Genomic DNA, 23,901 nt, shown 5'->3' with positions numbered 1-23,901 from the left:
CCCCTACAAGTCAGCCCCACCAGGGTTGACGAAACAGATAGGGGCACCCCCCTCCCCGTACACGGACCTGTGGACCGACTCCCTCGTTGGGATGCGTCTCAGAGCTGCAGCTTGAACCCGACGTGGGATGCCGTGAAGCCGAGCCGTTCGTAGAACCGGTGGGCGTCGGTGCGGCTGACGTCGGAGGTCAACTGCACCAACTGGCAGCCCTCGCTCCGGGAACGGTCGATCGCCCACTCGATGAAGCGGGTGCCCAGGCCGCTGCCGCGCTCATCGGCATGGACGCGTACGCCTTCGATGATCGAGCGGGTCGCGCCCTTGCGGGACAGCCCCGGAATGATCGTGAGTTGGAGCGTGCCGACGACACGGCCCTCACGCACGGCGACGACCAGATGCTGGTTCGGGTCGCCGCTCAGGCGCTCCAGGGCGGTCAGATAGGGGCTCAGGTCGTCCGGTGATTCTCGCTGCGCCCCCAGTGGGTCGTCGGCGAGCATCGAGACGATGGCGGGGACATCGTCCGCTCCGGCCGGTCGTATCTCAAGATCTCCCATGACGTCAGCCTACGCAGACGCGCCCCGAGGCAGCTGCGGTGCGGCCTACGAGGGGGCCGGTACGCTCGCGGACTCCACGACGCGGACCAGCGGAGCCAGTTCGGGATTCCTGGCCGCTTCGTCGAGCGCCTCGCGCAGGGCGGCGTCATTGGTGGGCCGGGCCTCGTCGAGGAGCTTGAGACCTGCCTCGCTGACGTTCGTGTAGATGCCGCGGCGGTCGGTCGGGCACAGGTAGCGCAAGAGCAGCCCGCGGTCCTCGAGCCGGGTCACCAGTCGTGTGGTGGCGCTCTGGCTGAGGACGACCGCGTCGGCGACCTGCTTCATCTGCAGGTGGCCGCCGTCACCGTCGTGCTGACGGCTGAGAACGTCGAGGAGCGAGTACTCGCGAACGCTCAGGTTGTGCTTGGACTGCAGGGCCCGTTCGATGTGCGCCTCGATCCTCCCGTGCAGCAGAGAGAGGGCACACCAGCCCTGGGCAAGGGCGGTGAGCGCGGGGTCCGTCGCTGTCATGGCGTTTTCCTCCGTCCCGGAGCGGCTCACACCAGGATAGAGCACAGTCGCAATAGTCCGCGCTTGCATATAGCCCGCGTCTGCAAGTATTGTGAACGCACGTAAAGCGCTCCTGCAACCACCTTGGAAGGGTATCCCCATGCCTCTCGCGCTTCTGGCCCTCGCGATCGGGGCCTTCGGAATCGGCACCACCGAGTTCGTGATCATGGGCTTGCTGCCCGATGTCGCGAGTGACTTCGGTGTCTCCATCCCCACCGCGGGCTTCCTCGTGACCGGCTACGCGCTCGGCGTCATGTTCGGCGCGCCGCTCATGACGGTCCTCGGCACCAAGGTGTCCCGCAAGCGGATGCTGATGCTCCTGATGGGGCTCTTCATCGTCGGGAACCTGCTCTCCGCCATCGCGCCCTCCTTCTCCGTGATGCTGATCGGCCGCGTGGTCGCGTCGCTCGCGCACGGCGCCTTCTTCGGCATCGGCTCGGTCGTCGCCGCGGACCTCGTCGCGCCTGACAAGAAGGCAGGCGCCATCTCGATGATGTTCACGGGCCTGACCGTCGCCAACGTAATCGGCGTACCGCTGGGCACCCTCATCGGTCAGTCCGTCGGCTGGCGCGTGACCTTCACGATCGTCGCGGTCCTGGGTGTTCTCGGCCTGGCGGGCATCGCCAAGCTCGTCCCCGACATGCCCAAGCCGGAAGGCGTGCGCCTGCGCCACGAGGTGGCCGCGTTCAAGAACGTCCAGGTGCTGCTGGCCATGGCGATGACCGTCCTCGGCTTCGGCGGTGTCTTCGCGGCGATCACCTACATCGCGCCGATGATGACGCACGTGGGCGGTTTCGCCGACGGCTCCGTCACCTGGCTGCTCGTGCTCTTCGGCCTCGGCATGGTCGGCGGCAACCTCGTCGGCGGCAGGTTCGCCGACCGTGCCCTGATGCCGATGCTGTACGTCTCTCTGGGCGCGCTCGCGGTCGTACTCGCCCTCTTCACGCTCACCGCGCACAACAAGATCGCGGCGGCTGTGACCATCACGCTGATCGGTGCCCTCGGGTTCGCCACCGTGCCGCCGCTCCAGAAGCGGGTGCTCGACCAGGCGCACGGCGCCCCGACGCTCGCCTCCGCCGTGAACATCGGCGCCTTCAACCTCGGCAACGCCCTCTCCGCCTGGCTCGGCGGCCTCGTCATCGCAGCCGGCCTCGGCTACACCGCTCCCAACTGGGTCGGTGCCGTTCTCGCGGCCGCTGCCCTGGTGCTCGCCGTCCTCTCGGCCGCTCTGGAGCGCCGGGCCGCCACCGACGACGTCGACAGCCTGGTTGTCACCGGGGCTGCGCCGACCGAGTCCGTACAGCAGAAGGCCACAGTCCACCCCTGACTCGCTGTCTGGGTGGCGGTATCTGTCCTGACGTGGTCAGTCGTGGGGTCAGGCCCGCCCCCGCGTCCCACCACACCCCTGAACAAGCCACCTCCCAACCTGAACAAGTCCCCCACTCACACAGTCCACCCCACCAAGGAGAAACCCCTCATGAGCACCACCGCTGTCGCCCCGCTGACCATCCAGGACGCCGAGGTTCTCGTCACCGCCGCCCGTCGGGCCGCGGAAGCCGCCGATGTGACGGTCAGCGTCACCGTCCTCGACGCGGGCGGCCATCTGCTTGCCTTCCGGCGTGACGACCGGGCCGTACTGATCTCCGGTGAGACCAGCACCCGCAAGGCGTACACGGCACTGCAGCTGGACACCCCCACCGCCGACCTTGTCGACGCGGTCCAGCCGGGTGGCCTCTTCCACACCCTGCCCACCGCGCTCGACCGCCCGCTTCTCTTCATCGCGGGCGGTGTCCCTGTCCACCGTGACGGTCGTCTGATCGGCGCGATCGGAGTCGGCGGCGGCGCGCCCGAGCAGGACCACACCTTTGCCACCGCGGCAGTGAAGGCGCTCGCCTAGCAGCCATCGGAAGCGCTGGAGCGCCAAGAAACACCCGAACGCCGGGAAAGCCGAAGCGCCTGCCCATCCAGGGCAGGCGCTTCGGCGTTGGCCGCCGAACTCCCAGCCGTCGGCTCAGCTCACCTCGCTCAGTTCACCTTCCGCTCAGCTCATCCTCGGCTCAGCCTTTCCTCGACTCCTCAGCCCGCCGCCACCGTGAGCGGAGCGAATCGCCGCGTCCAGTCGCCGGGCAACTCCCCGATGCCGAACGTCATGACCGCGTTGAAGCCCGCGGAGGCGAGCCCGCGTTCCTTCACCCAGACCAGCAACTCCTCGTGCCGTACGTCGATGTCGGTGCGCAGCACGCGGTCGGTTCGGGCGGCCAGCGAGGCGATGAGTGCCTTGGCCGTCTCCGTGTCCTGAGCGATCAGCGGGCCCACGACGTGGTTGTCCATGTTGGGCCAGGCGGCGGCATACCCGGAGATCCGTCCGTCCTGCTCGGCGACTCGCAGCTGGTCGGCGAAGGCGGGCAGGCGCGTGATCATGTGCGTGCGATCGGTACCGAAGACCTCTTCGTCGAGCCGGAGGATCGCGGTGAGGTCCCCGGCCGTGGCCGCGCGTGTGGCGACTTCGGGCTCCGGGCCGCCTGGAACGAAGTGGCCGCGGACCATCTCGGTCCGCCCGATGGCCTTGAAGCCCAGCTCCTCGTAGAGAGGGCGCCCGTACGGTGTCGCGTGCAGCGTCAACGGTGTGGTGCCCAGTTCGGCGACGACATGCCGCATCAGTCGGCGTCCGACGCCCTGGCGGGCGTGCCGCTCGGCGACCAGCACCATGCCGATGGCGGCCAGCCCGGGGCGGTCCCGAGGCCCGTACGAGGTCACGACGCAGGCAGTGACGAGGCCCCCGTCGGGGTCGTCGATGCCGAAGCCCGTGCCGGCCGCGAGAAGGAGGCTCCACTTGTGTTCCTCGCGAGGCCAACCGCGGTTCTCGCAAAGATCGGCGCAGGCGACGAGATCGCGCGGGGTCAGACGACGGATGGGCAGAGAGGTGGGGGAAGGAGTCGACACGCAGGTCAGGCTGTCTGACCCGTACGCTCGACGTCCACCGGTTTCCGGGCGGCTGTACTGATCTTTTGCCCACGCGGTTCTTGTCCACGCGGCTTCTGCTCACGCAGCCTCCGCCCGCGCCGAGTCAGTCCCCAGGGCTTGAGGATCGAGATCACCGTCATGAAGAGATAGGCGGACAGCGAGACGATCGGCCCGAACAGAACGTCACCGGGGTCGGGCAGCGGTCCGCCCGCCGAAACGGCCGTGACGGCGGATCCGACGCCGGGGCGCAGCGCGAAGACAGTGGCGGTGGTCGTGGCGAGGGTCAGCCAGAACTTGATGTAGACCCAGCGATGCCTTGCCAGCCCCCACGGCGTGCCCAAGGACAGCACCAGACCGCTCAGGAGCGTGAGGAACGCGAGGGGGAGCAGAAGCCAGTCGGCGAACAGCTTCATGGCGCGGACGGAGGCCTCCACGGTTACCGCGGACCCTGTGGTGGTCGCGGTGATCCCCAGGGCGAGCAGCCCGAGCGTGAGCCCGAGCCAGCCCGCGGAGGCGGCTACATGGACGACGAGGGTGGCCCGGCGTGCGGGGCGGCTTAGTTTCACGTGAAACACCGTGCCGGGCGGGAGCGGCGAGTACGTCTGACAGCGGGAGTAACCCCACGTACTAGCCTCGGCGTACATGGCGAGACTTCATCTCTTCGATCTGGACGGGACGTTGCTGCATGGCACCTCGGCGCCCGTAGAAATATCCCGGCAGCTCGGCCTGGAAGCCGAGACCATGGCGCTCGATGAGGCGATCGGCACGGGACTCATAGGCCCACCGGAGTACGCGACGCGGGTACACGCGCTCTGGACGGACCTCACCGAAGCACATGTGGCGACGGCTTTCGCGAGCGCGCCGTGGCTGGAGGGCATCAAGGACGTCTGGGCGGAGATCAGGGGGAGCGGCGACTACTGCGCCGTCGTCTCGCTCTCACCCTCCTTCTTCGTCGAGCGGCTGACGGGGTGGGGCGCACACGCGGCGTACGGATCACGCTTCCCCGCCGTGCCGTTCACCGAGCCGGTGGACCCTGCCGGGATTCTGAGTGCGGCGGCCAAGGTACGGATCGCGGACCGGCTCTGCGCAGAGTTCGGGGTGGCGAGGGCCGACTGCGTCGCGTACGGCGACTCGATGTCGGACAGGGACCTTTTCGGGGTGGTTCCGGTATCCGTCGCCGTCAATGCGGACCGGCATCTGGAAGGTCTCGCCACCCACTCCTACGTCGGGCGGGATCTGCGGGATGCCTATGAATTGGTGCGCCCTGCCCGGTAATTGAGGGAATTGATGGTCAGGTTCCCTATCAGTTCCCGGCGTGGCCAAGGGGGGACTTGTATGCCGGACCGTGGCCGGTATGGTCGACTCCGGTTCGTGTCCGGTGTGATGTCCGCACATCTCGCCTGGGTGAACGCAGGGCAATGCAGCCTAACGGGACAGAGAGATCGAAGACCCTCATTTCCGGTTACGTGGCTGGGGTGTTGGTGCGGGGATGGGATGCTTCGATGGCGGTAGTGCGGCCAATGTCACACTCTCGGCTTCCTTGTCCGTAGGGTGTGGGATTCCGGGTTCAATGTGGTCGCCAATGGCCGCCGGGGCGGAACGGGGAAAGCAAGCAGTCTGCGGGGGAAAGCAGGCATCTTCCGATCGAGGAAGTGCGCAGACCGACCGAAAGATGTTCGAGGCGAGGCACACCATGGACGCTCCGACCACCACGTCGGCCGACAACGGCACTTCAGGGGGTAGTGGCGGAGGCGGCTGGTTCACGCCGCACAAGCCGCCGGAGCCGCCTGCGGGCGGCGAGCAGGAGACGACCGAGGGTCGCCGCCTGGCCGGGCTGCGCCCCGTCGGCAGGACCGCGACGGGTGCCGGCGCCGCAGCGAGGCAACGAATATCTCCGTCCGTCGAGACCGTCTCCGACGCCGAACGAGCCGACACCGGCTCCACGGAGGCAGTCGGTCGGCATGCGGGCCCTCCTGACGGCGGCTCCGCCCACGGCGACCCCACCTACGACGACAGGTCCGTGCCCGCCGCCGACGCCCCGTATACCGGTGCTGCGCCCGCTGACGGCCCGTATGCCGGGTCCGCGCCCGTCGATGGCCCGCACGCCAGTGCCACTCCCGCCGGACCGACCGCGACACCGGCCATGGCCCACGAGGCGACACCCACCCCTGAGGCACACACCGCTCCACCCGAGATCGACCACGCTCCTCGCGTCCCCGACCAGCGGGCAGCCCGCGGCTCCGCGCCCGTCTCCGTTCCCGCACCCGCGCAGACCGCCTCCCCCGACGCCATCCTCATCCGCCGCACCATGGCCGAGGTGGGCCCCGTCGCCGACAAGGTCACCTCGTACTTCTACGCCCTGCTCTTCGTGCGGCACCCGGAACTGCGCTCGCTCTTCCCCGCCGCGATGGACACTCAGCGGGACCGGCTACTCAGGGCACTGCTGACCGCGGCCGAACACATCGACAACACCGAGATCCTGGTCGCGTATCTCAGGAACCTCGGTCGTGGCCACCGCAAGTACGGCACCCGACCCGAGCACTATCCGGCCGTCGGCGAGTGCCTGATCGGCTCGCTCAGCCGGTTCGGCTCGGCGGTCTGGGACGAGGAGACCGAGGCTGCCTGGGTCCGGGCGTACACGACGATCTCGCAGGTCATGATCGACGCTGCGGCCGCGGACGAACTGCGTGCTCCGGCCTGGTGGCACGCCGAGGTGGTCTCGCACGACCTCAGGACTCCAGAGGTCGCCGTCATCACGGTCCGCCCCAACCAGCCGTACCCCTTCCTCGCCGGGCAGTACGCGAGCCTGGAGACGCCATGGTGGCCCCGGATCTGGCGGCACTACTCGTTCGCCTCGGCTCCCCGCTCCGACGGACTGCTGTCGTTCCACGTGAAGGCGATTCCGGCGGGCTGGGTCTCCAACGCGCTGGTGCACCGAGCCCGCCCTGGCGATGTCGTCCGGCTCGGCCCCCCGGCCGGCTCGATGACCGTCGACCACACCACCGATAGCGGTCTGCTCTGTCTGGGCGGCGGTACCGGCATCGCGCCGATCAAGGCCCTCGTCGAGGATGTCGCCGAGCACGGTGAGCGGCGCCCGGTCGAGGTCTTCTACGGAGCCCGCACCGATCACGACCTGTACGACATCGACACGATGCTCCGGCTCCAGCAGAGCCACCCCTGGCTCGCGGTGCGCCCGATAGTCGACCAGCGGGCGCATCTGCAGCTCCCCGACGCCATACGCGCATACGGGCCGTGGAACGAGTACGACGCGTACCTGTCGGGTCCGCCCGGCATGATCCGCAGTGGCGTGGACGCGCTCAGGGACATCGGTATCCCGCCGGAACGGATCCGTCACGACGCGGTGGAGGAACTCGCCGCGACCGGAGACTGACCTTCGGACGAAGAACGACGCGGACAGCGGCCTGACGCCAGGCCACGGGGCACGCGGAACGAGGCACGCGGAACGGGGCCGCCCCGGGGTCTTACGGAGCGAGTGAGCCGTCAGCCCAGGTCGGGTGCGTGCATCGCCCGTACGCCCTCGATGTTCCCGTCGAGGTAGTGCCGCAACGACAGCGGTACGAGATGGACGGAAGCGATGCCCACGCGGGTGAAGGGGATCCGTACGATCTCGTACTCGCCGCTGGGCTCCTCGATCTCGGGGCCGTGACGCAACGAGGGGTCCATGGATTCCAGGCGGCAGACGAAGAAGTGCTGGACTTTTACGCCGGTCGCGCCGCCGTCCGCGCCGATGTGTTCGACGGTGTCGACGAAACAGGGCACGACATCGCTGATCTTGGCGCCGAGTTCCTCGTGCACCTCACGATGGAGCGCGTCGACGACGGTCGTGTCCTCCGGCTCGACCCCGCCGCCGGGCGTCAGCCAGTAGGGATCGACGCCGGGCTTGGTCCGCTTGATGAGAACCAAGTCGTCGCCGTCCAGCAGGACGGCTCGGGCGGTGCGCTTGACCACGGGTCGGACGGTCATGGGAGAAATGTGGCCCGGTTGGTTCCACGTGAAACATCGCCCTCTTGACGAGGTGGTGCATCTCCGTCATGACCAGCCGGTGGCGGCGTGCATGAGCCACTCGTGCGCCCGCGCAATATGGGGCATGGCCAGGGTGCCGGTGCGCACGACCAGGAAGTACGTACGAAGCGGGGGCACCGGGGGTTCGATCAGTGCGACCACGTCCCCCCGCTCCAGAGCCGGTGCGCACAGATAGCGTGGCAGCACCGCCAGCCCGGCACCCGTGATCGTGCAGGCGAGCACTGCACGCAGGTCGGGAACGATGACGGTGCCCGAGGCGGCCGGGCGGGAGTCGAAGACGGAGGCCCAGTAGCGGGCGACGAACGGCAGTGTCTCGTGCACCTCCACGACGGGGAAGTTCTCCAGGGAGGGCTCGCCCCGGTGCCGCAGCTTGTGGGAGCCGAGGCGGTCGGCCCAGCGTGGGGCGGCGACCAGGACGTGCTCCTCGTCGCAGAGCGGAGTCGCGGTGAGCAGGGCGCCGCGTGGACGGGCCGTACTGATGGCCAGATCGTGATGTCCGGCGGCGAGTCCTTCCAGTGTCTCCTCCGCGTTGCCGAAGGAGGCACGGAGCGCGAAGCTCTGGCCGTCCTCCCCGGTCAGCTCGGTGAGCGCGGGCAGGGCGCGTTCGGCGGTGAACTCCGGCGGTCCGGCGAGGTGAAGGGTGCGTATGGAGGAGTCCTCGTCGAGGCCGGTCTCGGTGATCTCCACGAGGGCGTCGAGGTGGGGTGCCGCCTTGTGGGCGAGCTCGTCGCCCATGGTCGTGGGGGTCACTCCGCGGGCCTGACGCAGGAAGAGAGGGCGTCCCAGCTGTCGTTCGAGGGTCCGGATCTGGGAGGTGACGGCCGGCTGCGAGAGGCCGAGCAGAGCGGCGGCGCGGGTGAAGGAGCCGGCCCGGTGCACGGTCACGAAGGTCCGCAGTAAGGCCAGATCCATGGCGTCCCTTCTCTCCCCAGCTCCCCGGAAGCCCTCAACTATAAATATGTCGATAGGTCTCTGTCGCTACTGTGATTGGACACTGACACAGAGTCAACTAGCCTTGTTCGCGCGGTTCTTCGCGCGCAGAACCGGGGCGGTCCGAGCCACGAGGGGGGAGGCTCGGACCGTCCGCCGTATGTACGCGGGCCACTGACCCGGTCACTCAGGAATGCTCACTGTGCCGACTCGTCGAGCGCGCGCAGCACATCGGCCACCAGGTCCTCCGCATCCTCGGCACCGGCCGAGAAACGGATGAAGCCCTCCGGCACCGCGTCACCGCCCCAGCGGCCGCGCCGCTCGGCCGTCGACCGCACTCCGCCGAAGCTGGTCGCGTCGTCCACCAGCCGCAGCGCGTCGAGAAAACGGTCGGCACGCGCGCGCGTGGGCAGCGTGAACGACACCACGCACCCGAAGCGCCGCATCTGCTGCGAAGCGATCTTGTACGAGGGGTCGCCGGGCAGTCCCGGATATCGGACCCTGAGCTCCTCGGGCCAGTCGCGCAGGGCCTCGGCGATCACCAGCGCGTTGGCGTTCTGCCGGTCCACGCGCAACTGGAGTGTCGCGAGAGAGCGGTGCGCGAGCCACGCCTCCATCGGACCCGGAATCGCCCCGACGATCTTGCGCCAGCGCCGCACGGAGGCCATCACCGAGGCGTCGCCACCGGTGACGTACCCCAGAAGGATGTCACCGTGCCCGCTGAGCTGCTTGGTGCCGCTGGCCACGGAGAAGTCGGCGCCCAGCTCCAGCGGGCGCTGCCCGAGCGGCGTCGCCAGGGTGTTGTCGACGGCGACCAGGCAGCCACGCGCGCGGGCCGCCTCGACGAGCCGCCGCACGTCGCACACGTCGAGCCCCGGGTTCGACGGGGTCTCGATCCACAGCAGCCTCGCGCCGTCGAGGACGTCGAGCTGGGCGTCGCCGCCGGTCGGCGCGGTCCGCACCTCGATTCCGTACGCCTCCAGCTGCGTGCGCACGAGCGGCAGTACCTGGTAGCCGTCGTTGGGCAGCACCACGGTGTCGCCGGCGCTCAGCTGCGAGAAGAGGACGGCCGAGATGGCGGCCATGCCGGAGGCGAAGACGAGCGTCTCGACGCCGTCCTGCTCCGGTGCCTCCAGCTCGCCGATGGCGCGCTCCAGATGGGTCCAGGTCGGGTTGTCGTCGCGGCCGTAGGTGTACGGGCCCGTGGGGTCGCCCGGCAGATGGAAGTGGGCGGCGAAGACCGGCCCCGGGAGGGTCGGTTCGTGCCTGACGGGCTCGGGCAGCCCCGCCCGCACCGCGCGTGTGCCGTCGCCGGCGCCCGTAACGGAATCTGTCATGCCGCCTGTCCCTCCACTTGCTCCCGCACCGCGGCGAGCAGACCGGGGCTCGCCGCCTCCACCATCTCAAGGCACTCCTCGAAGCCGTCCAGACCCCCGTAGTAGGGGTCCGGTACGTCGAGGCCGGTTCCCGTGGCGAGTGCGACGGCAGGGTCGTACGAGCGCAGCAGCCGGACCTTCTCCGCGTCGGCCTCAGTGGGGGCGAGGCGGCGCAGGGCCGTGAGATGGCCGGCGTCGAGAGCTATGACCAGGTCGAGCCGGGCGAACCAGTCGGCCCGGAACTGCCGGGCGGCATGGGCGCCTTCGTAGCCGCCGGCTTCGAGGACGGAGACGGTGCGCGGGTCGGCGCCGTCGCCCTCGTGCCAGCCGCCGGTGCCGGCGCTGTCCACCACGACCAAGCCGTCGAGCCCGGCCTCCGCCACCCGCGCGCGGAAGACGGACTCGGCCATCGGGGAGCGGCAGATGTTGCCGGTGCAGACGAAGCACACGCGAAAAGGCATCAAGGTCGCTCAGTCCTTGTCGGGGAGGACGACGTTCAGCGCCCAGGAGACGATCGAGATGATCAGGCCGCCCAGGACGGCGGTCCAGAAGCCGTCGACGTGGAAACTCAGGTCGAACACGTCCGCCAGCCACGACGTGATCAGCAGCATCAGGGCGTTGACCACCAGGGTGATCAGGCCGAGCGTGAGGATGAACAGGGGGAACGTGAGTATCTGCACGATCGGCTTGACCAGGAAGTTCACCAGGCCGAAGACCAGCGCGACGAGCAGCAGCGTGCCGAACTTCTTGCCCGCGCTGTCGCCGGTCAGGGTGATCTTGTCGAGAATCCACACGGCGACAGCCAGCGCACCCGCGTTGGCGATCGTCTTGACTACGAAATTGTTCATGTGTCTGATCGTGACAGACGAGATCGGATACGAGCAGTGGGGCAAGGGCGGACAAGGGCGATGAAGGCATTCCGGCTGGACGAACTGGAGGCGGAGCGCGCCGCCAACGACGGCGCGTACCTCCAGTTCCTGCGTGAGAAGAACATGTCGGTCGGCCTCTACGCGCTGGACGCGGGGGTGCAGGACCCGCAACAGCCCCACCGCCAGGACGAGGTGTACTTCGTCGTGAGCGGCCGTGCCGCGATCACGGTCGGCATGGAGACGACCCAGGTGGCACGCGGCAGCGTCGTGTACGTACCCGCGGGGGTGGCCCACAAGTTCCACCACATCAGCGAGGATCTGCGGGTTCTGGTGGTCTTCTCTCCGCCGGAGAGCTGACACCCGCCTCAGGGTTCCCTAGGGGAACGTTCAGGGGAGGACAAGGGGTGCGAGGCCCCCGTCGGCACCCCTGCCGCGCCTAGCATCGAGGGCAGGACATTCGAGACCCGTCACCATTCGGGAGCGGGCAGGGACAGCACTCGGAAACGGGCAGAGAGACAAGGAACAAGGGCGATGCGAGAGATCTTCGCGGGGATGCCGTGGTGGATTAAGTGGGTCGCGGTGCCGGTCATCGCCCTGGTCGTGTTCGGCGGCCTGATAGCGAGCGTCGTCGGTTTCGTGATCGGCCTGCTCTTCAAGCTGCTGGTCTTCGTGGCGTTGGTCGGCGGACTGATCTACGTGGTACGGAAGTTCATGTCGAACTCCTCGTCGAGGAGCGACTGGTAGGCGACGGGAGACCCGCCGGCCGGCAACCGGCCGGCGGTAACAGGAATCGGTGGTTCCCTCGGGCGAGGGAAGTTTCGGCACAGGCCGTCTGCGAGCGGTGGCAGACGGTTAAAGTCCGGAATTCGACGCGGGGTTGATCCCCGCGAGCGGCGCTCTGATCCCTCCCGTGTTACCCCCGCACGGGCGGCCCCCCTCGCGCTTCGGGAGTGAGCCTTGGCCACGGTTGACACCGCACCCGCAGGACCGCACATCCCTTCCCCCGAGCTCCATCCCACGACCCTCATCGGATCCGTGCAGCGTGCGATGCGCCTCCTGGAGTCCGTCGCCCGTCACGAGCACGGGGCGCCCGCGAAGCTACTGGCCCGCGAGGCCGGGCTCGCTCTCCCCACGGCGTACCACCTGCTGCGCACCCTGACCCACGAGGGTTATCTGCGCAGGGAGAAGGGCCTGTTCTTCCTCGGCGAGGCGGTCGAGCGGCTGAGTAGCAGCGGTGCCCAGCAGAAACGTCGCAGCACGGTCGCCGACGCCCTCGCCCAGTGGCGCGATTCGATCGGTGCGCCCGTGTACTACGCGGTTTACCGCGACGGCGAGATCGAGGTCCAGTGCGTCGCCGACACCCCGGCCAATCCGGCGGTCGAGGAGTGGGCCGACTTCCGCGAGACGGGGCACGCGCACGCGATCGGCCAGTGCCTGCTGTCCCAGCTCGACGAGGAAGCCCGCCGGGACCATCTCGACCGCTACCCCGTGCAGTCCCTCACGCCCTATACGGTGCGTGACGATCGCACGCTATTGCGACGTCTCGAATCGACGCGACGCATGCAGCCCGTGACCGAGCGTCAGGAGTACGGGCTGGGTACGGTCTGCGCCGCGATTCCGATCACCTTGGGCAGTACTGCCGGCACGATGGCCATCTCCCTCCCGGCCCACCAGGCCGACCGGCTGCTGCCGGCGGCACGGCGATTGCAGAGCGAGATCGGCAGGCTGCTGGGGACACTCTCGCTCTCTATCAGCATCTGAAAACTCACTCCTTGTGATCTGGTGTGTACTTTCAGCAAGATGCCAGCAGTGTCAGGTGGATGATTCCCGGCCAGTCGAAGGCGAACGACGGGGTAGGCGATGCGCGAGTCGGTAGTACAGGCAGAGGTCATGATGAGCTTCGTCGTCTCGGAGGAGCTCTCCTTCCGCATCCCGGTGGAGCTGCGCTATGAGACCTGTGATCCGTACGCCGTGCGGCTGACCTTCCACCTGCCCGGTGACGCACCGGTGACCTGGGCCTTCGGCCGTGAGCTGCTGATCGACGGGGTGGGCCGGGCGTGCGGGGACGGTGATGTGCACATCGCTCCCGCCGACACCGAGGGGTTCGGCGATGTGCTGATCAGGCTTCAGGTGGGTGGCGACCACGCGTTGTTCCGCTGCGGGACAGCGCCGCTGCTGGCGTTCCTCGACCGTACGGACCGGCTGGTGCCGCTGGGGCAGGAGCGTTCCCTCGCCGACTTCGACAGCCACCTGGACGAGGCTCTCGACCGCATCCTGGCGGAGGAACAGAGCACCGGGTGAAGCGCTATGGGGCCGGGCGGCCGTAGCGCTGCTCGCCGTACGTCGTCCTGTACGGGTGAGGCGTGGCGGCATCCCGCCTGCCCGGCGTACTGGCACGCCGTACGCCGCTTGGTTCGCGGCACCGCGGTCTGCCGTAACGCTTCTCCTCAAGCCTCCTCAAGCCTTGTTGCGCCTCCTCAACCGGTTCCGGCGCGGGCCGGTTCAGTGCTTGCGGCGGCGGCCGCTCCCGCCGCGCAAGGGTGTTTTGGCGCCCGACTGCGGATGCGGCTCCGGCTGCTGCTGTTGCTGTGCCCCGGCGGTGGGCTCCGGGCGGTCCGCCGCGACCACCACGGCCGCGAGAGCCGTGGTGACCGGTACGGAGGCGACCAGTCCGATCGAGCCGACGAGCGTGCGCACGATCTCCGCGGCGACCAACTCGCTGTTGGCCACCGTCCCCACACTGCTCTGCGCGATGGAGAAGAGCAGCAGCAACGGCAGGGCGGCGCCCGCGTAGGCGAGGACGAGCGTGTTGACGACCGACGCGATGTGATCGCGGCCGATGCGGATGCCCGCGCGGTACAGCCCGCGCCGGCCCATCGTCGGATTGGCCTCGTGCAACTCCCAGACCGCCGACGTCTGCGTCACCGTCACGTCGTCGAGCACACCGAGCGAACCGATGATGACGCCCGCGAGCAGCAGACCGCTCATGTCGATGGACGGGTACAGGCCGTGGATCAGGCCGGTGTTGTCGTCGGTGTTACCGGTCAGCGCGGCCCAGTCGATGAACAGCGAGCCGAGCAGCCCGATCAGCAGCAGGGAGAGCAGGGTGCCCAGCACCGCCACCGAGGTCCGGGCAGAGAGTCCGTGGCACAAATAGAGCGCGATCAGCATGATGGCGCTCGCCCCGACCACCGCCACGACCAGGGGATTCGAGCCCTGCAGAATCGCGGGCAGGATGAAGAACGTCAGGATGAGGAAGCTGACGGCCAGCGCGATCAGCGCCATGACGCCACGCATCCGGCCCACCACGACCACGGCGAGGGCGAAGATGCCGGCGAGCAACGCCATCGGGAGCTTGCGGTTCACGTCGGTGACCGCGTACTGGAGCTCCTTGGGGGCGTCCGGCGCGTACGCGACGATCACCTCCTGGCCCTGACTCAACTGCCGCGAGGAATCCGGCTGGACGATCTCCGTGAAGGTACGGCCCTTGTCCTTGCCGGTGTCGACCCGGACCGTCGCCTTCTTGCAGGTGCCGGACGCCTGTTGCTGCGCCGACGAGCCCTCGGCGGTCGAGGTGTCGCCGGTCGGCGTCCCTCCCGAGGCGTTCACCGACTTGCAGTCGACCGCGTCGACTTTGGTCACCGTGGCCTGCTGGGTCTGCCGGTCGAAGCCGACACCGGTGCGCTCGTGCCCCGGTGCGCCACCGGGCCAGAGCACCACGAGGCCGACGACGACCGCAGCCGCGAAGGGGATCAGCACGGCCGCGATGACCTTGCGCAGGTGCATCGAGACGGGCGCTGCGGGTCCATGACTGTGCGAGTGGCCGTGCCCGCCGCCGCCCGGCGCGTCACCGTTGCCACCGCCCGGACGGCCGCCTCCGCCGCCCGGTCCGAGGCCGTGGGGTCCGTGCCCGGGTTCGCCGCCATGCCCATGGCCGTCGTGGCCGTGTCCGTGGGGCGGTTCGGGCGGCGGGAGCGGGGGCTGCTGCGTCGTGGTCACCGACCGATCATCGCAAGAACAGCCCGGGCCCACTGTTCACCGCGCCACATCTGACGCTAGCGTGGAGGCACCTTTGCACACGCGGGAGCTCGGAGCACCGGGCTGAGAGGGCGCTGACCTCCGTAGACGCGATGTTTCACGTGGAACATCGCCGGACGGAAATCGCTGCGCCGACCGCCGAACCTGTTACCGGGTAATGCCGGCGTAGGGAGTAGGTCTCATGACCAACAAGGACGTACGCATGCCTGCCTTCAGCGAGGCGAACGGAACCCTGTCCGGGAGTTCCCCGTCTCAGAACGGCGAGGCCGGGAAGTCCATCGGTTGGCACAAGGGGTATGTCGAGGGTTCGCGCCCCGACCTGCGGGTGCCGGTCCGGCAGGTGCACCTCACCAACGGGCAGTCGGTCGCGCTGTACGACACCTCCGGCCCGTACACCGATCCGACCGTCGACACCGACGTACGCAGGGGTCTCGCACCCCTCCGCGGCAACTGGATCATCGCCCGCGGTGACACCGAGGAGTACGCGGGCCGTCCCGTCCGCCCCGAGGACGACGGGATCAAGCACACCTCGCCGCGCGGCGGACTGCGCAACCTCGACGCGGTCTTCCCGGGGCGCCCGCGCCAGCCCCGGCGCAGCCGTGACGGACAGGCGGTGACGCAACTCGCGTACGCCCGGCGGGGTGAGGTCACGCAGGAGATGGAGTTCGTGGCTGTCCGGGAGAACGTTTCTCCCGAGGTTGTCCGCGAGGAGATCGCCGCGGGCCGGGCCGTGCTGCCGGCCAACGTCAATCACCCGGAGATCGAGCCGATGATCATCGGCAAGCGGTTCCTGGTGAAGGTCAACGCCAACATCGGCAACTCCGCGGTCACCTCCTCCATCGAGGAGGAGGTCGAGAAGATGACGTGGGCGACCCGTTGGGGCGCCGACACGGTCATGGACCTGTCCACCGGCCGCAACATCCACACCACCCGGGAGTGGGTGCTGCGGAACTCCCCCGTCCCCATCGGCACGGTCCCGCTCTACCAGGCGCTGGAGAAGGTCGACGGCCGGGCCGAAGAGCTGACCTGGGAGATCTACAAGGACACGGTCGTCGAGCAGGCCGAGCAGGGCGTGGACTACATGACCGTCCACGCGGGTGTGCGTCTGCCGTTCGTCCCGCTGACCGCGAACCGCAAGACCGGCATCGTCTCGCGCGGCGGCTCGATCATGGCGGCGTGGTGCCTGGCGCACCACAAGGAGTCGTTCCTGTACGAGAACTTCGAGGAGCTGTGCGAGATCCTCGCCGCCTACGACGTCACGTATTCGCTGGGCGACGGGCTGCGGCCCGGCTCGATCGCGGACGCCAACGACCGTGCGCAGTTCGCGGAGTTGAAGACGCTCGGGGAACTCAAGAGGGTCGCGAAGCGTTTCAACGTACAGACCATGATCGAGGGCCCGGGGCATGTCCCGATGCACAAGATCAAGGAGAACATCGACCTTCAGCAGGAGATCTGTGATGAAGCTCCGTTCTATACGCTCGGCCCGCTGACGACGGACGTCGCGCCGGCGTACGACCACATCACTTCCGGCATCGGTGCCGCGATGATCGCTTGGTGGGGCACGGCCATGCTCTGCTACGTCACGCCCAAGGAGCACTTGGGCCTGCCCAACCGTGACGACGTCAAGACGGGCGTCATCACCTACAAGATCGCGGCCCATGCGGCGGACCTCGCCAAGGGACACCCGGGCGCACAGGAGTGGGACGACGCGTTGTCGGACGCCCGCTTCGAGTTCCGCTGGGAGGACCAGTTCAATCTGGCCCTCGACCCTGACACGGCCCGGGAGTTCCACGACGAGACCCTCCCGGCCGAGCCCGCCAAGACAGCGCACTTCTGCTCCATGTGCGGGCCGAAGTTCTGCTCGATGAAGATCAGCCACAGCATCACCGAGCAGTTCGGCGGCACGGCGGCTGCGGGGGCGACGGCCGAGGAGGTCGCCGAGGGGATGCTCCAGAAGTCGAAGGAGTTCGCGGCGAGCGGGAACCGGGTGTACCTGCCCATGGCGGACTGACTCCGGCGCGCTGTTTCAACCTCTTGTCCGAGGTCCCGGCCATCCCGGCCGGGGCCTCGCGGAGGAACGCGCTGCCTTGTCCCAGGCCGTAACGGTAGAGACAAGATCACGCATGACGTGATCGACTTCCCTACCCTGCCTGACATGGGCGGGATCGATGTGGCCAACGGAGTTGTCGGCGCTGTGCTGGGGATGCTGTGCGCAGTGCTGTTCCAGCAACCCCTGCAGAACGGCTGGTACAGGCTGCGAACCCGCTCGACCCGTGCCGTACGCGGTCTGCGGCAGCGCGAGGAGTCCAGTCCGGCGTGGAGAACCTTCTCCCTGGGGCCTCTGCACACCTCGGCCCTGATTGTCGAAGGAGATGGCGAGTCGTCCATATCCGCCGAATCCATCTATATCCAAGTACTCGACGAGGAGATCGAGTTGCCTTCGGACATGGTCGGCTGGCGGGCCGAGCTCGAGGAACAGAACACGCGCGGGCGGGCTGAGGGCCGGACACCGTTGTGGAACGGTCCTCGCTACGCGGTCGAATCGTTCAGCGTGTCCCGAACCGCTCTCGACGAGCATCCCGAAGTGCATCTCCGGCTGCGTCCGACGGACTACTTCACCTTTCTGGCGGCTCAACAGCTGGACCGGCGTCTGCCCGACGGAACAAGCCCGCGGTCCCGCTATCTCGATCCGGACGATCCGCTGTCGGCACCCGCGTTCCTGCAGTGCAGCTTCGCCGTGAACATCGCGGTGGTGACCGCCGACGACATGGTGGTCGTGAGCCAGCGCAGCGACCGGGTCCGTATGGCGCCGGGTGTCTGGAACTCCTCCGTCAACGAGGGCATGTCACGGCACATCGACTCCTCCGGAAGGAGCGCCCCCGACCTGCACGCGGTGGCCCGGCGGGGCATGCGCGAGGAACTGTCCCTGGAGCCTCACGAGTACTCGCTGGAGCTGCTCGCCTTCGTGCTCGACACCGACAAGCGTCACTGGAGCGCCCACTTCTACGCCAAGCTGGAGGATCTGACGCGTGAGGGCCTGCAGACGCGTATGAGCAGGGGAGTCGCGGACCGATGGGAGCACCAGACCATCGATTACGTGCCTTTCCGTCCCGCGACCGTGGTCAAGTACATGCTGCGTGCCGACCGCGTTCACCGATGGGCCCCTCTCGCACCGGCGCTCTTCCACCTCGCCCTGGTGCATGTCTACAGCCGCACACCGGTCGAACGGGCAACCGCGCAGATCGTGCGACGCATGTAGAAACGGAATTACGGCACGGAATTACGGCACGCCATGAAGGAAGAGCGTGAAGAAGCGGCATGAAGGCCGCACCTGCCGGGACGCGGCCGTCGCGGGCACGTGCCCGCGACGCTACGGCCGGTCGCGCCTCACTCCCCGCGGCCGCGCCCGGTTGCCGGCCCCCGCACAGGGCCGGGCCCGGGCGGGGCGGGGCTACTCCGGCTGGTGCTCCGGTCCCCCGAAGTCCGGGCTGCTGAAGTCCGGGCTGGAGTAGCTGGGGCGGGGGCCCGCTGTCGGGCCGCCGTCCGGGCTGCTGAAGCCAGGCCGGTTGTAGCCGAGCTGGGGCATCCGGCTGATCGGCGCCGACGGCTTCGTACGACCGAGGGAAGCCGCACCCGGGTCGGCGAGGGCCTCCCTGAGGAACGGCATGATGCCGCGCTCCAGGAGGGCATCGTGCCAGGCTTCCTTGGCCCGGGTGACCTCCTCGCTGCGTTCGCCGTGCGCGTCGGCCTGGAGCGAGCTGGCTCCGTTGCGCAGGGCGGCGAGCAGGAGACCGACCGCGGCCACCAGGATCGTGGCCGCCGTAATGGCACCGAAGACCCATCCCGTGGTGAGGAGAGTCTGGGCGACGCCCGGCTGAGGGTCGAGCATCTTCAGGATGTACCCGACGAGCAGGAATATCGCCGCGGCGGTGCCGGCGAGCACGGGGGCGAGCACGGCGACGATCGCGGCGGCACCCGCCCCGGCGGTCTCGGCGACCTCCCCCACGGTGGTGGCGAGCCCGACCGCGCCCGTGGCCGGATCCGCGGTGCTGGTGGACCCTTCACGGACGGGAGGGGTGGACGGCGCCGGCTGGCGCAGTTCCTCGCGGACCTTCACGTAGTGCTGGTACTCGGTCGCCGCGGCCGCCGTGATGAGAGCGGTGGCGTTGAGCGCCATGGTGCGCAGTTGTTCGGGGTTGAGCCGCTGACCGACAGCGGCGAGTTCCGGACGGTGTGGTGCGGAGCGCAGCGCCTCATCGAGGATCCGCTCGTACTCTTGGCGGTCCTCGCTCAGCAGGTGCTGCGGAACGCTGTTCATGTGCATCCCCCGATGCTCCGTAGGGCTTGGGGCTCGGCATGCTGACGAGCCGTCGGGCAGAAACGGAGGGGAGCCTGCTACGGATAAGCCGATGGTAGAGCGGTGACGGCACGCGGTGACAGGGGGTTTCCAGAAATTGCCCCTGGGTTGTGTAGGTCCTCCTGCGGAGGACGCCTGCCCGATGAAGGCTCAGCCATCCAGGGGAAGTTGCTGGACCAGCAGCTTTCCGGCCATGGTCACGCCTCCGTCCATGGCGATGGCGAGCCCGTCGGCGTACACATGCGGCTTTTCGACAACGGGGTTCGGGGAATTCTCCCCTTCCTCCGAGCCGACCTCGCCCAGGAGGTACGGAATGGGGCTGTGACCATGGACGATGCGTGAACCGCCGTACATGTCCAGCAAGGAGCGCACCGCCTGCGCACCCCCGTCGTCGCGGAAGGCGAAGCGCTTGGTGAACTTGCGGAAGAGGTCCCAGCACTCGTCCGCGTCATTGCGGGTGAGCGTTTCGCGGACGGTGTCGTTGACCGCTTCGATGGAGTCGCCGTAGTCGAGATAGGCCGTCGTGTCGGAGTGGACCAGGAGATGCCCGTCCGCCATCTCCATGGCGTCGAGGCGGGCCATCCACTGCAGATGGTGGTCCTGGAGGCGCTCCATGTCGGTCTTCTGGCCGCCGTTGAGCAGCCAGGCGGCCTGGAAGGTGGCCGTTCCCGCGCCGGAGTTGACGGGGATGTCCCCGAACCGCTTGGCGCCGAGCAGCAGCAGCTCATGGTTGCCCATCAGCGCCTTGCAGTAGCCGCCGGCCGCGGCGGCCTCCGCGGACAGCCGCATCACGAGGTCGATGACGCCGATGCCGTCGGGCCCGCGGTCGGTGAAGTCGCCAAGGAACCACAGCCGCGAGGTCCCCGCCGCCCAACTGCCGTCGATGTCGATGAGGCCCTTCTCCCGCAGCGCGGCGACGAGCTCGTCGAGATAACCGTGGACGTCACCGACGACGTACAGCGGTCCCGGCCCCTCGTCGGACTGGAGGATCTGTCCGGCCTCGGGGTCGACCGTCACCTGAAGGGTGTCACCGCGATTGATGACCGGCAGATCGCGCTGCGTCGGTGTGTAGCCCTCCGGCTCGGCGGCCACCGGTCCGGCGTCCTCGCCGGGCGGTGTCTGCTGCGCATAGGGGCCGGGCCGACCGTACTGGCCGGCGGCCTCGGCGTAGGGACTGGCGGACTGGTCCCGGGCCTGGTCGTACGGCTCGGCGGCCTGGTCGTACACCTCGCCGGACCGCGCGTACGGGCCGGGGGACTGTGTGTACGGACCGGCCTCGTGGACGTATGCCGGCACGCGGAAGTCGCGCACCGTCGGCGTACGCATCTCGGGTCCCTGACCGGCCCCCTGAGTCATCGACCCCTCCACCACCATCGCGCCGCATCTGCACCGCGTCGGACTGCCTGGTCGCAGCGGCCCGCGGTGTCGTCCGCCCATCATAGGAATGCGGATCGCGCCATGTGATGACCCAGGGGTGGTGAATCGGAGCAGAACCCCAGTTCACCGTGGTTTTCTCCCGAATTGGGAGGTGCTTTCCGCGCCGGATTTGCCCGGAGGCCATCCGGAGGTCAGCCTTCCTCCGGTGATCGGGGCGGGCTGACGGTCGTCCGCGGCGGCCGTCGCTGGGAGGAAGTGCGCACGATCAGCTCGGTCGGTATCACCTGCTCGACCGGTTGGTCCGATTCGACCCCCTCGATGGCGTCGATGAGGAGCTGGACCACGGCCGTGCCGATGCGACGCGGTTTGAGCGAGAGCGTCGTGACGGGCGGCTCGGTGCTGGCGTAGACGGTGGACTCGCTGCAGCAGACGAGAAGCAGGTCGTCCGGTACGCGCAGTCCGTAGCGGCGGGCCGCCGCGAGGAGGTCGGTGCCGTTCGGGTCGAACAGCCCGTAGACGGCGTCGGGCCGGTCGGGCCGGGCGAGGAGCCGGTCGGCGGCGACGGCCCCCGCACACGGATCGTGCGCGGGATAGGCCTCGTACACCGGATCCTGTCCCACGCGCTCGCACCAGCGCAGGTACGCGGTCGTGGACAGATGGGTGTACGTGTCCGTGGTCGTCCCCGTGAGCAGGCCGATCCGGCGGGCGCCGGCGTCGGCCAAGTGGTCGAGGATGCCCAGGACCGCGGCTTCGTGGTCGTTGTCCACCCAGGCGGTCACCGGCAGCGTGCCGGCCGGGCGGCCGTCGGAGACCACCGGCAGGCCCTGGCGGACCAGTTCGCTGACGACCGGGTCCTGGTCGGACGGGTCGATGACGACCGTCCCGTCCAGGGCCACGTTCGACCACACGTCGTGGCGCGAGGTCGCGGGGAGGATGACCAGGGCATAGCCCCGGGCGAGCGCGGCCGAGGTGGCGGCTCTGGCCATCTCCGCGAAGTACGCGAACTCCGTGAAGGTGAAAGGTTCATCCCCGTAGGTCGTCACCGTCAGGCCGATGAGGCCGGACTTTCCGGTACGGAGGGTTCGGGCCGCGGCCGAGGGGCGATAGCCCAGCCGGTCGGCGACCTCGCGGACATGGCGTCGGGTGGCGTCCGGGAGCCGCCCCTTGCCGTTGAGCGCGTCGGACACGGTCGTGATGGAGACTCCGGCGGCCGCCGCCACGTCTCTGATGCCCGCCCGGCCCGGCCGGCTTCCTCGGCGGGAGGTTTCCGACCGGCTCACCTGGTGCTTCCCTGCTGCTGTCATGGCGAGCCGATAGTAGGGCTCATGAGGTGGGGTAGTGCGGACGCATATGCACGGGTTGACAGGCACGTTTCTGCAAGGTCATCAACGGTCAAGTGCCTTGGAAGAAAAGGGAGTTGACCGTTTCGATGGCAGTACGTCACTTGTCGGCGCGTATGGGCCTGCCAAATGGGCCATGTTTCGAAGAGGTCTCAACTCACCTTCACGAGGGATGCGCGCCACGGCGTGAGCCACCGGCGCGGGCTTCGGTAGACAGTGCGCCCCCTCTTTCGTATGCCTTCGTGCGGTGATGCCCGGGAGTGCGTACGCGGCTGCCCGGTGCCGCTGAGGCGGTTGGTCCCGGGCCATACGCAACGGAGCTGAATCCTCTTAAGGTGAGGAGCATTGGTAGCCGGTGGTGGTCATGAGCCGGAGACGGTCACGAGGAGGACTGCGGTGAGCGAGACGAGCCCGAAGCTGCGTGCCGAGCTGGAGGGTATCCCCACGTACAAGCCGGGGAGGCCCGCCGCGTCGGCGGACGGTCCGGTGGCGTACAAGCTGTCCTCCAACGAGAACCCCTATCCGCCGCTGCCGGGTGTGATGGAGAGCGTCGTCTCGGCGGCCGGTGCCTTCAACCGCTACCCCGACATGGCGTGCACGGGGCTGATGAACGAACTGGCGGACCGCTTCGGTGTGCCGCTCGCGCATCTGGCCACCGGCACCGGTTCGGTCGGTGTCGCCCAGCAGCTGCTCCAGGCGACCTCGGGGCCGGGCGACGAGGTGATCTACGCCTGGCGGTCCTTCGAGGCGTACCCGATCATCACCCAGATCAGCGGGGCGACCTCCGTGCGGGTGCCGCTGACGCCGGGGGACGTGCACGATCTCGACGCGATGGCCGACGCGATCACCGACCGAACCCGGCTGATCTTCGTCTGCAACCCCAACAACCCCACGGGCACCGTGGTGCGCCGGGCCGAGCTGGAACGGTTCCTCGACCGGGTGCCGGGCGATGTCCTCGTGGTCCTCGACGAGGCCTACCGCGAGTTCATCCGCGATTCCGAGGTGCCGGACGGTGTCGAGCTCTACCGCGAGCGGCCGAACGTGTGCGTGCTGCGTACGTTCTCCAAGGCGTACGGACTGGCCGGGCTGCGGGTCGGTTTCGCGATCGCCCATGAGCCGGTCGCGGCGGCGCTGCGCAAGACGGCCGTGCCCTTCGGGGTGAGCCAGCTCGCGCAGGACGCGGCGGTGGCCTCGCTGCGGGCCGAGGACGAGCTGCTCGGCCGGGTGGGTGCGTTGGTGTCCGAGCGCGCCCGTGTGGTCGAGACGCTGCGCGGGCAGGGCTGGACGGTGCCGGAGACCCAGGCGAACTTCGTGTGGCTGCGGCTCGGTGAGCGCACGCTCGACTTCGCGTCGGTCTGCGAGCAGGCCGGGGTCGTCGTGCGGCCGTTCGCCGGCGAGGGGGTTCGGGTCACGGTGGGCGAGACCGAGGCGAACGACATCTTCCTCAAGACGGCCGAGACGTTCCACAAGGAGCTCTAGCTGGTTGGCGGGGTGCCGGCCTGCGGT

Annotated in this window: 24 protein-coding genes and 1 riboswitch; of the genes, 11 read left to right on the top strand and 13 right to left on the bottom strand. The window is 68.7% G+C overall.

From position 1 onward, the window contains the following. Nucleotides 1-98: 98 nt before the first annotated feature. On the bottom strand, nucleotides 99-551 hold the full coding sequence (locus OHA11_RS22915) for a GNAT family N-acetyltransferase (RefSeq protein WP_266499167.1): 453 nt from the start codon (nucleotides 549-551) through the stop codon (nucleotides 99-101). Nucleotides 552-596: 45 nt separating this feature from the next. Beyond that, complete coding sequence (locus OHA11_RS22910) at nucleotides 597-1,061, bottom strand: MarR family winged helix-turn-helix transcriptional regulator (RefSeq protein ID WP_266499166.1); 465 nt, start codon at nucleotides 1,059-1,061, stop codon at nucleotides 597-599. Nucleotides 1,062-1,200: 139 nt separating this feature from the next. Between OHA11_RS22910 and OHA11_RS22905 the strand changes: the two genes are divergently transcribed. Then, nucleotides 1,201-2,427 carry an MFS transporter gene (locus OHA11_RS22905; protein WP_266499164.1) on the top strand — a complete coding sequence of 409 codons (1,227 nt, stop codon included), beginning with the start codon at nucleotides 1,201-1,203 and terminating at the stop codon, nucleotides 2,425-2,427. 150 nt (nucleotides 2,428-2,577) lie between these two features. Beyond that, entirely contained in the window at nucleotides 2,578-2,997 is a 420-nt protein-coding gene (locus OHA11_RS22900; RefSeq protein WP_266499163.1) for a heme-binding protein, read from the top strand. Nucleotides 2,998-3,176: 179 nt separating this feature from the next. On the opposite strand, the gene OHA11_RS22895 is transcribed toward OHA11_RS22900, so the two are convergent. Both OHA11_RS22895 and OHA11_RS22890 read right to left on the bottom strand, forming a co-directional pair. Further along, nucleotides 3,177-4,043 (bottom strand): GNAT family N-acetyltransferase, encoded by an 867-nt coding sequence (locus OHA11_RS22895; protein ID WP_266499160.1) that lies wholly within the window; start codon nucleotides 4,041-4,043, stop codon nucleotides 3,177-3,179. Nucleotides 4,044-4,048: 5 nt separating this feature from the next. Continuing rightward, complete coding sequence (locus OHA11_RS22890) at nucleotides 4,049-4,630, bottom strand: DUF2269 domain-containing protein (RefSeq protein WP_266499159.1); 582 nt, start codon at nucleotides 4,628-4,630, stop codon at nucleotides 4,049-4,051. 76 nt (nucleotides 4,631-4,706) lie between these two features. On the opposite strand from OHA11_RS22890, the gene OHA11_RS22885 reads away from it, so the two are divergent. Beyond that, entirely contained in the window at nucleotides 4,707-5,339 is a 633-nt protein-coding gene (locus OHA11_RS22885; protein ID WP_266499157.1) for an HAD family phosphatase, read from the top strand. Between the two features lie 418 nt (nucleotides 5,340-5,757). Next, nucleotides 5,758-7,455 (top strand): globin domain-containing protein, encoded by a 1,698-nt coding sequence (locus OHA11_RS22880; protein ID WP_266499155.1) that lies wholly within the window; start codon nucleotides 5,758-5,760, stop codon nucleotides 7,453-7,455. Nucleotides 7,456-7,565: 110 nt separating this feature from the next. Here OHA11_RS22880 and OHA11_RS22875 read toward each other — a convergent pair whose 3' ends face one another. The 5 genes from OHA11_RS22875 to OHA11_RS22855 form a co-directional block, all read right to left on the bottom strand. After that, nucleotides 7,566-8,048, bottom strand: a complete 483-nt coding sequence (locus OHA11_RS22875; protein ID WP_266499152.1) for an NUDIX domain-containing protein — start codon at nucleotides 8,046-8,048, stop codon at nucleotides 7,566-7,568. Nucleotides 8,049-8,114: 66 nt separating this feature from the next. Then, nucleotides 8,115-9,020 (bottom strand): LysR family transcriptional regulator, encoded by a 906-nt coding sequence (locus OHA11_RS22870; RefSeq protein WP_266499150.1) that lies wholly within the window; start codon nucleotides 9,018-9,020, stop codon nucleotides 8,115-8,117. A 215-nt stretch (nucleotides 9,021-9,235) separates the two neighbouring features. Then, nucleotides 9,236-10,375, bottom strand: a complete 1,140-nt coding sequence (locus OHA11_RS22865) for a cystathionine gamma-lyase (protein WP_266499148.1) — start codon at nucleotides 10,373-10,375, stop codon at nucleotides 9,236-9,238. After that, nucleotides 10,372-10,875 (bottom strand): low molecular weight protein-tyrosine-phosphatase, encoded by a 504-nt coding sequence (locus tag OHA11_RS22860; RefSeq protein ID WP_266499145.1) that lies wholly within the window; start codon nucleotides 10,873-10,875, stop codon nucleotides 10,372-10,374. Before OHA11_RS22860 ends, OHA11_RS22865 begins: the two co-directional genes overlap by 4 nt. Before the next feature lie 9 nt (nucleotides 10,876-10,884). Beyond that, nucleotides 10,885-11,262 carry a phage holin family protein gene (locus OHA11_RS22855; RefSeq protein ID WP_266499143.1) on the bottom strand — a complete coding sequence of 126 codons (378 nt, stop codon included), beginning with the start codon at nucleotides 11,260-11,262 and terminating at the stop codon, nucleotides 10,885-10,887. A 60-nt stretch (nucleotides 11,263-11,322) separates the two neighbouring features. Between OHA11_RS22855 and OHA11_RS22850 the strand changes: the two genes are divergently transcribed. The 4 genes from OHA11_RS22850 to OHA11_RS22835 all read left to right on the top strand — a co-directional run bounded on the left by OHA11_RS22850 (nucleotide 11,323) and on the right by OHA11_RS22835 (nucleotide 13,584). Then, on the top strand, nucleotides 11,323-11,640 hold the full coding sequence (locus tag OHA11_RS22850; protein WP_266499141.1) for a cupin domain-containing protein: 318 nt from the start codon (nucleotides 11,323-11,325) through the stop codon (nucleotides 11,638-11,640). Between the two features lie 174 nt (nucleotides 11,641-11,814). Beyond that, nucleotides 11,815-12,027 (top strand): DUF5326 family protein, encoded by a 213-nt coding sequence (locus OHA11_RS22845; RefSeq protein ID WP_266499138.1) that lies wholly within the window; start codon nucleotides 11,815-11,817, stop codon nucleotides 12,025-12,027. A gap of 249 nt (nucleotides 12,028-12,276) precedes the next feature. Further along, complete coding sequence (locus OHA11_RS22840; RefSeq protein WP_266507383.1) at nucleotides 12,277-13,044, top strand: IclR family transcriptional regulator; 768 nt, start codon at nucleotides 12,277-12,279, stop codon at nucleotides 13,042-13,044. 99 nt (nucleotides 13,045-13,143) lie between these two features. Further along, entirely contained in the window at nucleotides 13,144-13,584 is a 441-nt protein-coding gene (locus tag OHA11_RS22835) for an SsgA family sporulation/cell division regulator (RefSeq protein WP_266499136.1), read from the top strand. 201 nt (nucleotides 13,585-13,785) lie between these two features. On the opposite strand, the gene OHA11_RS22830 is transcribed toward OHA11_RS22835, so the two are convergent. After that, nucleotides 13,786-15,282: a YibE/F family protein gene (locus tag OHA11_RS22830; RefSeq protein WP_266499134.1), complete on the bottom strand. Its 1,497-nt coding sequence runs from the start codon at nucleotides 15,280-15,282 to the stop codon at nucleotides 13,786-13,788. A 71-nt stretch (nucleotides 15,283-15,353) separates the two neighbouring features. Next, nucleotides 15,354-15,510, top strand: a riboswitch (TPP riboswitch). Between OHA11_RS22830 and thiC the strand changes: the two genes are divergently transcribed. Both thiC and OHA11_RS22820 read left to right on the top strand, forming a co-directional pair. After that, complete coding sequence (thiC, locus tag OHA11_RS22825; RefSeq protein ID WP_266499132.1) at nucleotides 15,503-17,332, top strand: phosphomethylpyrimidine synthase ThiC; 1,830 nt, start codon at nucleotides 15,503-15,505, stop codon at nucleotides 17,330-17,332. (Overlaps the previous riboswitch by 8 nt.) A 144-nt stretch (nucleotides 17,333-17,476) precedes the next feature. Then, nucleotides 17,477-18,580 carry a hypothetical protein gene (locus OHA11_RS22820; RefSeq protein WP_266499130.1) on the top strand — a complete coding sequence of 368 codons (1,104 nt, stop codon included), beginning with the start codon at nucleotides 17,477-17,479 and terminating at the stop codon, nucleotides 18,578-18,580. Nucleotides 18,581-18,772: 192 nt separating this feature from the next. Here OHA11_RS22820 and OHA11_RS22815 read toward each other — a convergent pair whose 3' ends face one another. The 3 genes from OHA11_RS22815 to OHA11_RS22805 form a co-directional block, all read right to left on the bottom strand. Then, nucleotides 18,773-19,645: a hypothetical protein gene (locus OHA11_RS22815; protein ID WP_266499127.1), complete on the bottom strand. Its 873-nt coding sequence runs from the start codon at nucleotides 19,643-19,645 to the stop codon at nucleotides 18,773-18,775. Between the two features lie 183 nt (nucleotides 19,646-19,828). After that, complete coding sequence (locus tag OHA11_RS22810; protein WP_266499125.1) at nucleotides 19,829-21,034, bottom strand: metallophosphoesterase; 1,206 nt, start codon at nucleotides 21,032-21,034, stop codon at nucleotides 19,829-19,831. Nucleotides 21,035-21,246: 212 nt separating this feature from the next. Then, complete coding sequence (locus tag OHA11_RS22805; protein WP_266499123.1) at nucleotides 21,247-22,359, bottom strand: LacI family DNA-binding transcriptional regulator; 1,113 nt, start codon at nucleotides 22,357-22,359, stop codon at nucleotides 21,247-21,249. Nucleotides 22,360-22,791: 432 nt separating this feature from the next. Between OHA11_RS22805 and hisC the strand changes: the two genes are divergently transcribed. Beyond that, complete coding sequence (gene hisC, locus OHA11_RS22800; RefSeq protein ID WP_266499120.1) at nucleotides 22,792-23,874, top strand: histidinol-phosphate transaminase; 1,083 nt, start codon at nucleotides 22,792-22,794, stop codon at nucleotides 23,872-23,874. Nucleotides 23,875-23,901: the final 27 nt, after the last annotated feature.

The organism is Streptomyces sp. NBC_00878 (assembly GCF_026341515.1).
Taxonomy (GTDB): Bacteria; Actinomycetota; Actinomycetes; order Streptomycetales; family Streptomycetaceae; genus Streptomyces.
Note: the sequence above shows the minus strand (reverse complement) of the source record. Positions and strands in the feature narration are given on the sequence as shown.

What these genes read in the sequence shown, in the direction of transcription:
- OHA11_RS22905 (WP_266499164.1), top strand. Translation starts at nt 1,201, where the DNA reads ATGCCTCTCGCGCTTCTGGCCCTCGCGATCGGGGCCTTCGGAATCGGC.
- OHA11_RS22810 (WP_266499125.1), bottom strand. Translation starts at nt 21,034, where the DNA reads ATGACTCAGGGGGCCGGTCAGGGACCCGAGATGCGTACGCCGACGGTG.
- OHA11_RS22915 (WP_266499167.1), bottom strand. Translation starts at nt 551, where the DNA reads ATGGGAGATCTTGAGATACGACCGGCCGGAGCGGACGATGTCCCCGCC.
- OHA11_RS22885 (WP_266499157.1), top strand. Translation starts at nt 4,707, where the DNA reads ATGGCGAGACTTCATCTCTTCGATCTGGACGGGACGTTGCTGCATGGC.
- OHA11_RS22870 (WP_266499150.1), bottom strand. Translation starts at nt 9,020, where the DNA reads ATGGATCTGGCCTTACTGCGGACCTTCGTGACCGTGCACCGGGCCGGC.
- OHA11_RS22860 (WP_266499145.1), bottom strand. Translation starts at nt 10,875, where the DNA reads ATGCCTTTTCGCGTGTGCTTCGTCTGCACCGGCAACATCTGCCGCTCC.
- OHA11_RS22880 (WP_266499155.1), top strand. Translation starts at nt 5,758, where the DNA reads ATGGACGCTCCGACCACCACGTCGGCCGACAACGGCACTTCAGGGGGT.
- OHA11_RS22845 (WP_266499138.1), top strand. Translation starts at nt 11,815, where the DNA reads ATGCGAGAGATCTTCGCGGGGATGCCGTGGTGGATTAAGTGGGTCGCG.
- OHA11_RS22865 (WP_266499148.1), bottom strand. Translation starts at nt 10,375, where the DNA reads ATGACAGATTCCGTTACGGGCGCCGGCGACGGCACACGCGCGGTGCGG.
- OHA11_RS22910 (WP_266499166.1), bottom strand. Translation starts at nt 1,061, where the DNA reads ATGACAGCGACGGACCCCGCGCTCACCGCCCTTGCCCAGGGCTGGTGT.
- OHA11_RS22835 (WP_266499136.1), top strand. Translation starts at nt 13,144, where the DNA reads ATGCGCGAGTCGGTAGTACAGGCAGAGGTCATGATGAGCTTCGTCGTC.
- OHA11_RS22820 (WP_266499130.1), top strand. Translation starts at nt 17,477, where the DNA reads ATGGGCGGGATCGATGTGGCCAACGGAGTTGTCGGCGCTGTGCTGGGG.
- OHA11_RS22900 (WP_266499163.1), top strand. Translation starts at nt 2,578, where the DNA reads ATGAGCACCACCGCTGTCGCCCCGCTGACCATCCAGGACGCCGAGGTT.
- OHA11_RS22875 (WP_266499152.1), bottom strand. Translation starts at nt 8,048, where the DNA reads ATGACCGTCCGACCCGTGGTCAAGCGCACCGCCCGAGCCGTCCTGCTG.
- thiC (WP_266499132.1), top strand. Translation starts at nt 15,503, where the DNA reads ATGACCAACAAGGACGTACGCATGCCTGCCTTCAGCGAGGCGAACGGA.
- OHA11_RS22805 (WP_266499123.1), bottom strand. Translation starts at nt 22,359, where the DNA reads ATGACAGCAGCAGGGAAGCACCAGGTGAGCCGGTCGGAAACCTCCCGC.
- OHA11_RS22815 (WP_266499127.1), bottom strand. Translation starts at nt 19,645, where the DNA reads ATGCACATGAACAGCGTTCCGCAGCACCTGCTGAGCGAGGACCGCCAA.
- OHA11_RS22850 (WP_266499141.1), top strand. Translation starts at nt 11,323, where the DNA reads ATGAAGGCATTCCGGCTGGACGAACTGGAGGCGGAGCGCGCCGCCAAC.
- OHA11_RS22855 (WP_266499143.1), bottom strand. Translation starts at nt 11,262, where the DNA reads ATGAACAATTTCGTAGTCAAGACGATCGCCAACGCGGGTGCGCTGGCT.